Genomic DNA, 6699 nt, shown 5'->3' on the forward strand with positions numbered 1-6699 from the left:
TCAGTGCATATGTTTAAGATAAATATGTTCCAGTTCTTTAAAGCTGACCTCATTGGCGGAAAATGATTGTAATAAAGAGCCTTCTTTCATGATACCGATTTGAGTTCCGGTTTCTCTGGCCCGGAAGAGATCATGGGTCGCCATCAGGATGGCCAATCCTTTTTCTTTCATCTCAACTAGTAAATCAGAAAATTCATTACTGGCTTTAGGATCGAGACCGGATGTTGGTTCATCCAGCAACAATACTTTTGCTTCTTTTGCTTTTGTTAAAGCGATTCCTACCTTCTGCCTCATTCCTTTGGAATAATTTTTTACTCTTTCACAGATAAATTTTTCCTGGAGCCCGGATCCGATGAGAAGCTCAATGAGCTCTTCTCGATTTTTTGTATGGCCTGAAAGGCCACAGAAAAAATCCAGGTTTTCAAGTCCGCTGAGATAAGGATAAAGCATTAGGTTTTCCGGAATATAGGCAATATCTGCTTTTGTTTCAGCTCCTTTTACAGATACTTCCTTACCATTGATCAGTGCTTTCCCGGAAGTCGGCTTAATAAAATCAAGAAACAGATTGATTGTAGTAGATTTACCTGCACCATTACTCCCAAGCAGACAATAAATCTCCTGAGGGTTAATTTTTAAATTCATCCCTTTCAGGGCGATATGTCCCTGTTTATATTCTTTTGTCAGTTCAATTGCTTCAATCATAAATAAAAATTGGGTTGGAAAGTGTGTATATCCGCTTATTTAATTTCAATCAGGCTGTGAAGTTGTCCGTCTACTGTGAATTTCTTTTGTACGCTTTCTGTAACAGGATTAAAAGAATACACTGTACTTGTCCCGCTTAGAGCAGCATTCAAGAGCCATTCATTTCCGATTTTTTTCAGGAAAGCAGGATTAGCACCATAGACTACAGGAAGCCCGTCAATTTTACCTTGTACCGTTTTGTTTACGATATCAATAATATAATAGCTGTAATTAGGGCCGTTTAGCTCCCATTCATCATTGGGATTTTCTATTCTTACAGTTACTGCTTTGGTATCACTGTAAGGGAATAAATTACGACATACTCCTCCAGCAAGTTGATTCAGATTCATAAAATAATCGGGATCAAAATGATCTTCATTATTTTTAATACGTAATATGCCACTAGGTTTCGCTGTAGTTCCATATCCCATTACATAAAGATCTCCATTTGGTAGTAAGGCAAAAGCTCCGTCATTAGATCCTATAAAAATTCTGGAAGTCCGTCCGTCACTGATTACTTTTTCTACTTTTTGTGAATCAATATTTACAATGGCTACAACTGCCTCATCTATAGCGGGGTTAAAATCTTTTTCATAATATACTCCCATATACAATTTGTTACCTCTCTTGATAATCTGTTGAATATAGATGGTAGGAATTCCTGGTTTCTTGATCATAGAAATATCTACATCTCCCTTTTTCTGCATAGAGGAGGGATCAAAACGAATGACTTTATATTCACCTCCAGTTCCTACCGTACCGGCATAGGCATCATGCTGATCGATAAAGCACAGGCTTGTGAAATTTCTCCCCGAGGGATCTTTAATACTGTTTCCGGTGATCATTTCTCCCCGGTTATTAAAGGTATATTGGGCCATGGTTGCGGGCTGTCCTACGAAACTTATAAAAGCATTGCTTCCATATCCATATAAGAGAGAGCCCTGTAAGAATTCTTTGGCATGGCTGTTATTTACATGATCTTTATTCAGGTTTTCCAAGCCCTGGAAATAAGAAGTATTGTTGGGATAAGTTCCTGCCTGTGTGAGTAAGGCAAAATTTACTTTCCCTGAAGTTGGCTGGCTTGCGGAATCATCATCCTTATTGCATGAGGAAAATAAGAATAAGGCTACAATCGTAGCCGTTATCCATGTTTTAAATTTTTTCTTTACATTCATATTTTTTTCTTTATAATAATTAATTTTAGAGTAAAGCAATATCCAAAGTGAGGAAATAGGCACGTCCCGGTTTTTGTATACGGAAATTATCATAGAGTTTCTGTCCAAAAATATTCTGACATTCCATGCTGACAGTGTATTTTCCATCTTTATGTTTAAGTGAAAATCCCAGATTTCCTGAATATTGATATGGAATACTATTTTTATCAGTTCTATTTCCATCTCCTTCCCAAAAGAGATAAAACCGATCTACATAACGCATGCTATACCAGGTCTGAAACTTTAAATGATTCCAAAGGAGTTTTCTGTGAGAATAGCTGACTTCGGCATTGGCAAAAAATGAAGGGATATTGGGAATGCGTTGATTATAATATCTTTCGTTTCCAACGTCCCGAGAACGGTTTCGGATATTCTGGTAGGTTGCATTGATCGTAAAACCAATTATATCAACTGGTTTATAACTAATTTCCCCTTCCAGTCCAACAGACAAAGCCTTACTCAGATTCTGGTGCATGAAATAGCGTGAAGAAGGTCTTTGCCATATGATCTGATCTGTATTCCGATAAAACGCGTTTATCTCTGCCTTACTTTTATTTTGTGTGAAAATCAAACCTAAATTTAAATTTTGACTGGTTTCAGGTAACAAAGAAAGATTGGGAAGTACAAGCATCTGATCTCCGAAGAGCTCAAAAATAGTGGGTATTCTTATCGTATATTCATAAGAAGACTTAATTAACAATTGCTCATAAGCTTGGAAAGAAAAAGCCTGCCCATAGCCTAGTTTTGTAATCCTGGTTGCATTTTTCTCAAATCCGGAAATATTCCGGGAATAGCCTTCCGCATTAAAATCAAAAAATTTTCCTGAAGTAAGAGAGGTAATGCGACCATCCCATAATGTTGCCTTTAAAGCCAGACCGGTTATTGTTTTGTTGACAGACTGCGGATCTGTATAATAATCACGTCCATAATAGGCTTTGGCCGTTTCGTCATGTCCGTTTCGTTGAAAATAAGAACGTTGAAAAGAACCTGTCACATCAATATTGGCAGACCAATGCCAAGTTGCATTTACCTGTCCTGAAACATGCAGGTCTTTTAAATATAGATTATTTCCTGAATTGGATATCTCACCACCCTGATTGCGTAGTGAAATCACTTCTCCCTTCCAATTGTATATGTTCAAAGAAGTGTCAACAAGATGAGGAAGGGTATAATTAGCGGATATATAGAAGTCCATATCCAGATTTTTTACAATTTCTTTTTTTCTTATACCTGACTAATGCTCCTAATGAACCTGTTTTCATCAATGCTTCTCCGTAAGGTTGTACGGCAAGAGCATCATGTTGTATATCCGATCTGTTTCCGGAAGTATAGAAAGATATAAAAGCTTGATCAGCCCATGAAACATTTTTTACCCCCAATTCAGGACGCAGCATATAATTGGAAAATTTACTGTGAAAGCGTTTTACTGTCCCTGCATAGCTGCTGCCATCTTTATTCAGGACTTCCGCATCTATGGAATAGTCATTATCAGAATGATTGGCAAAAGCATTGAATAGCAGATATATATTTCCCCATGAATACTGTGCTGCTGCTGCAAGTTTATGGGTGTTAAAACTTCCTATACTGTAGCTTAGATCCGCAAAATCTTTAGTTTCACTTCTGGAAATAACATTGATAGCACCTCCTAAAACATCCGAAGCCAGATGGATTGGTACCATTCCTTTATACACTTCAAATCTTGAAAAAAAGGCAGCGGGTACGGAGGCAATATTCATTTCACTGCTGTAATTTTCCAAAGGAATACCATCCATGAAAAAACGAACCTGCTTTCCTGCCAATCCATTTATCGAAAAACTGACATCACTGCCAAGTCCTCCATTTTGTCTGACATTCACACCGGAAATAGTATTGATGACATCTGCTGTATTGGCCGTTTTTATCCGCATTTTTTTAGTCTCAATTACAGCGACACTCAGGGGTAAGTTATTTATTTTCTTTATCTCATTATTTTCTCTAACGATAACTTCTTTTAATTCTTTTGGTTTTTCCCGAAGATTGATATTGAATACCATGGCGCTATTAGAAATTTCAATCTGCTTTATTTCCATCTCATACTGTGCTTTTGAAAAAATAAGAGTGGTAATGCCTGATTTTTCCGTTTCAATCTGATAGAATCCTTTTGTATCTGAAAAAGTAGACGGACCGGAAGGGGATAGCTGAATATGAGTTTCAGCAACCGGATTTCCCTCTGAATCGGTAATTTTTCCTTTAATTAGATATTTTTGTTGGCCTGATGCTGCTTCTGTCATCAGAAAGATTACTGTCAATGTCAATACCCGCATCATAATTTTTGTTATTTTCTAATGTCATATTCATAAATAAGATGAGCTTCCATCATGGAATTGAAAGCCTCCTGATCAATATTTTTAAGTGTGTTACCATTTAGAGTCCCGTCTGCCATTTGCCAGATCCGTGCATAGTTTTCCTCCAGAGTGAACGCATCATCATTTTCCGGAAACAATACATATATTTTCAAAGACCCATTTTCTATTTTTTCAAAGTTTTGGAGCGTCTGATTTCGAAGAATTCTGTTTGTATTTCCTCTGGTGAGAAGGATGGTTTCTCTCTCTTCATTATATAATAGATATTGGGTTTCGGGATGGTCGCTGACCTGAATACTTTCCATAGGCTGGATATCATAAATATTATTCACTGCAAGAGCTTGTGAACAGCTTATAATTTTAACAGGGCATATTTCAGGTGAAAGATTATGGATTCTTATTTTTCCATTGTCATAGGTGGTTCTTATTTTATCCACATAAAAAAAATCTTCTTCAGCAGTCCGTGATGTATAACATTCTCCTTCCAAATATATTTCTGAGATAAGTTTATATTTACCAGGAAGTGCATCCTCAGCAAGGGAATACTGAAAGTAGAAATGTCGTGAAAAATGAATATGTTTCAACATCTCTACTAATTTTTCTTTTTTCTTTTTTCCGCTTAAATAATCCGCCAATATGAGTAGCGGAGTATTTCTTGGAAGGTTATTGGACATTCTTATTTCTTTTTTCTCCCTCTGCTCCTTTTTGGGTTCGGGGAGGAGCATAATATGTTGATCACATAGACTAACAATACTGCCGTCAGGAGATTGCACTCCTAATCTGATTAATGGAAACTGAGGAATATTCTTCTCACTTTCAAGAGCGATTGCCCAATGTATTGTAACTGTTTTTCCCGGAATGGTACGCTTTGGAAAAATGCTCATTTTTGTATTGATTTTATATATTCTCTGGTATATTTTTCAGGGTATTCACTGAACCATTTGATAACTGTTTCTTCACCACAGAGCTCATATACTGTGCTTATCAGTCTTTCTTCTCGTCCCATATATGCGGTTCTTGCTTTTTCAGGATCCGTTTTTTCCTGTTTTAAAAATGCTTCTTTTTCCTTTTTTGATAGTGGAATATGATGTATAAAACGTTGGAAAAAGGAGGTACAGAATGAGGCATATACCGGAGTAAACAAAATGAAATTATGCCACATCTCATCTATGATCAACAAGTCGTCATTTATATAGATGTCAGGTTCTGTACAAATAGCAATGAATTTTTTTGTTTCCCGAAATAAATCTGTAATTTCTTCTTCGGGCAGATCATAGAGATTAGAAAACCGGAAGAGAACATTTTCGTCAGTATATTCAAGATAAGCTTGTTCAGATAATAAGGATACAGACATAATAATGTTTAAAGAGGTTTAACATAAAGGATGCCTATTGGAAACAGGCATCCTCTGTTTTTTTTAAGCCTGAATTAGAAGCTTCCGCCACAGTGGCCACCACAGTGTCCCGGCTTTACATTGGCTAATGACTTCTTAGCCATTAATGAAGCGATTAAAGCTTCTTTTTTTGATACTTTTTTCATAACAAAAAATTTAGTAATTGGACCTACTCTTTTTAAGGTTTTCGGCTTTCCCTTTTTACTGCAACAGTATTGCAATAATAAATATTAATTTTTAAAAATCGCAACTATGTTGCGTTAATTTTTTTTAATATTTATTAATTTTGATTTTAATGCATTGATTTTTAGTTGTTTATTTTTTTTTGTTTTATTTTAAAATTTGAATAGAGTCTGGATGGTCCATTAAAAAGTAGATAAATAGTAATTCTTTGATGAGATAAATAGAATACTCGTATTAAGCATCCTAATAATTTTAATTTTCACAATGTATTAGTGAATCGTACCGCTGATCTGTCTGTTTTCAGAACATCAGACTTACCGGATAAAATATTAACTAAAATTTTACTTTGATTTAAATTAAGTATGTATTAAAGTTCACCATATTGGGATGTTGTATTGTTTGGTATTGCTGTAAAGTATTAGTTTTCAGAATAATAAATACTAACACGAATATGACAAAGTTTTATCTCTGTGCATTTCTCTTATGCACTGCTCTGGGTTGTTTCAATGCCCAGAATGTTCTCTGGCAGAAAGATATCAAATCTTCTACTCAGGATTTTCTAAGCCAGGTAACCACGACTCCGGATCAGCAATATCTGATTACAGGAAGTGCTATTCAGAGCGACAGGCTTCAGGCAGGAAGCAGTAAGCAAAACAACGGTTACGATTTCCATTTGATTAAACTCAGCCAACAGGGTGATCAGGTTTGGGAAAAATATTTTTCAGGACAACATCACGATTATTTATCAGCAACAGTGGCCACTCAGGATGGCGGTTTTCTCTTAGCCGGAACGTCATACTCAGGAAAGGGACTGGATAAAAAAGAC

General features: G+C 36.1%; 6 protein-coding genes and 1 pseudogene. 1 reads left to right on the forward strand and 6 read right to left on the reverse strand.

What is annotated here, in order from left to right; genetic code table 11:
- Genes JO178_RS11030 through JO178_RS11055 form a run of 6 tightly spaced genes read right to left on the reverse strand, consistent with a single transcriptional unit; the run spans position 1 to position 5651 of the window.
- Positions 1-702 (reverse strand): ABC transporter ATP-binding protein, encoded by a 702-nt coding sequence (locus JO178_RS11030; protein ID WP_291935335.1) that lies wholly within the window; start codon positions 700-702, stop codon positions 1-3.
- Positions 703-737: 35 nt separating this feature from the next.
- Entirely contained in the window at positions 738-1916 is a 1179-nt protein-coding gene (locus JO178_RS11035) for a hypothetical protein (RefSeq protein ID WP_291935337.1), read from the reverse strand.
- A 25-nt stretch (positions 1917-1941) separates the two neighbouring features.
- Positions 1942-3150 carry a TonB-dependent receptor gene (locus tag JO178_RS11040; RefSeq protein WP_291935339.1) on the reverse strand — a complete coding sequence of 403 codons (1209 nt, stop codon included), beginning with the start codon at positions 3148-3150 and terminating at the stop codon, positions 1942-1944.
- A complete protein-coding gene (locus tag JO178_RS11045) occupies positions 3128-4261 on the reverse strand; it encodes a TonB-dependent receptor plug domain-containing protein (RefSeq protein WP_291935341.1) in 1134 nt (377 codons plus the stop codon). Before JO178_RS11045 ends, JO178_RS11040 begins: the two co-directional genes overlap by 23 nt.
- Positions 4262-4269: 8 nt before the next feature.
- Positions 4270-5181 carry a hypothetical protein gene (locus tag JO178_RS11050; protein ID WP_291935343.1) on the reverse strand — a complete coding sequence of 304 codons (912 nt, stop codon included), beginning with the start codon at positions 5179-5181 and terminating at the stop codon, positions 4270-4272.
- Complete coding sequence (locus JO178_RS11055) at positions 5178-5651, reverse strand: hypothetical protein (RefSeq protein ID WP_291935345.1); 474 nt, start codon at positions 5649-5651, stop codon at positions 5178-5180. Before JO178_RS11055 ends, JO178_RS11050 begins: the two co-directional genes overlap by 4 nt.
- A 673-nt stretch (positions 5652-6324) precedes the next feature.
- Here JO178_RS11055 and JO178_RS11060 point away from each other — a divergent pair.
- A pseudogene (locus tag JO178_RS11060) lies at positions 6325-6699 on the forward strand (T9SS C-terminal target domain-containing protein); the annotation flags it as partial.

This window comes from Chryseobacterium sp., assembly GCF_019236175.1.
Classification (GTDB): domain Bacteria; phylum Bacteroidota; class Bacteroidia; order Flavobacteriales; family Weeksellaceae; genus Chryseobacterium.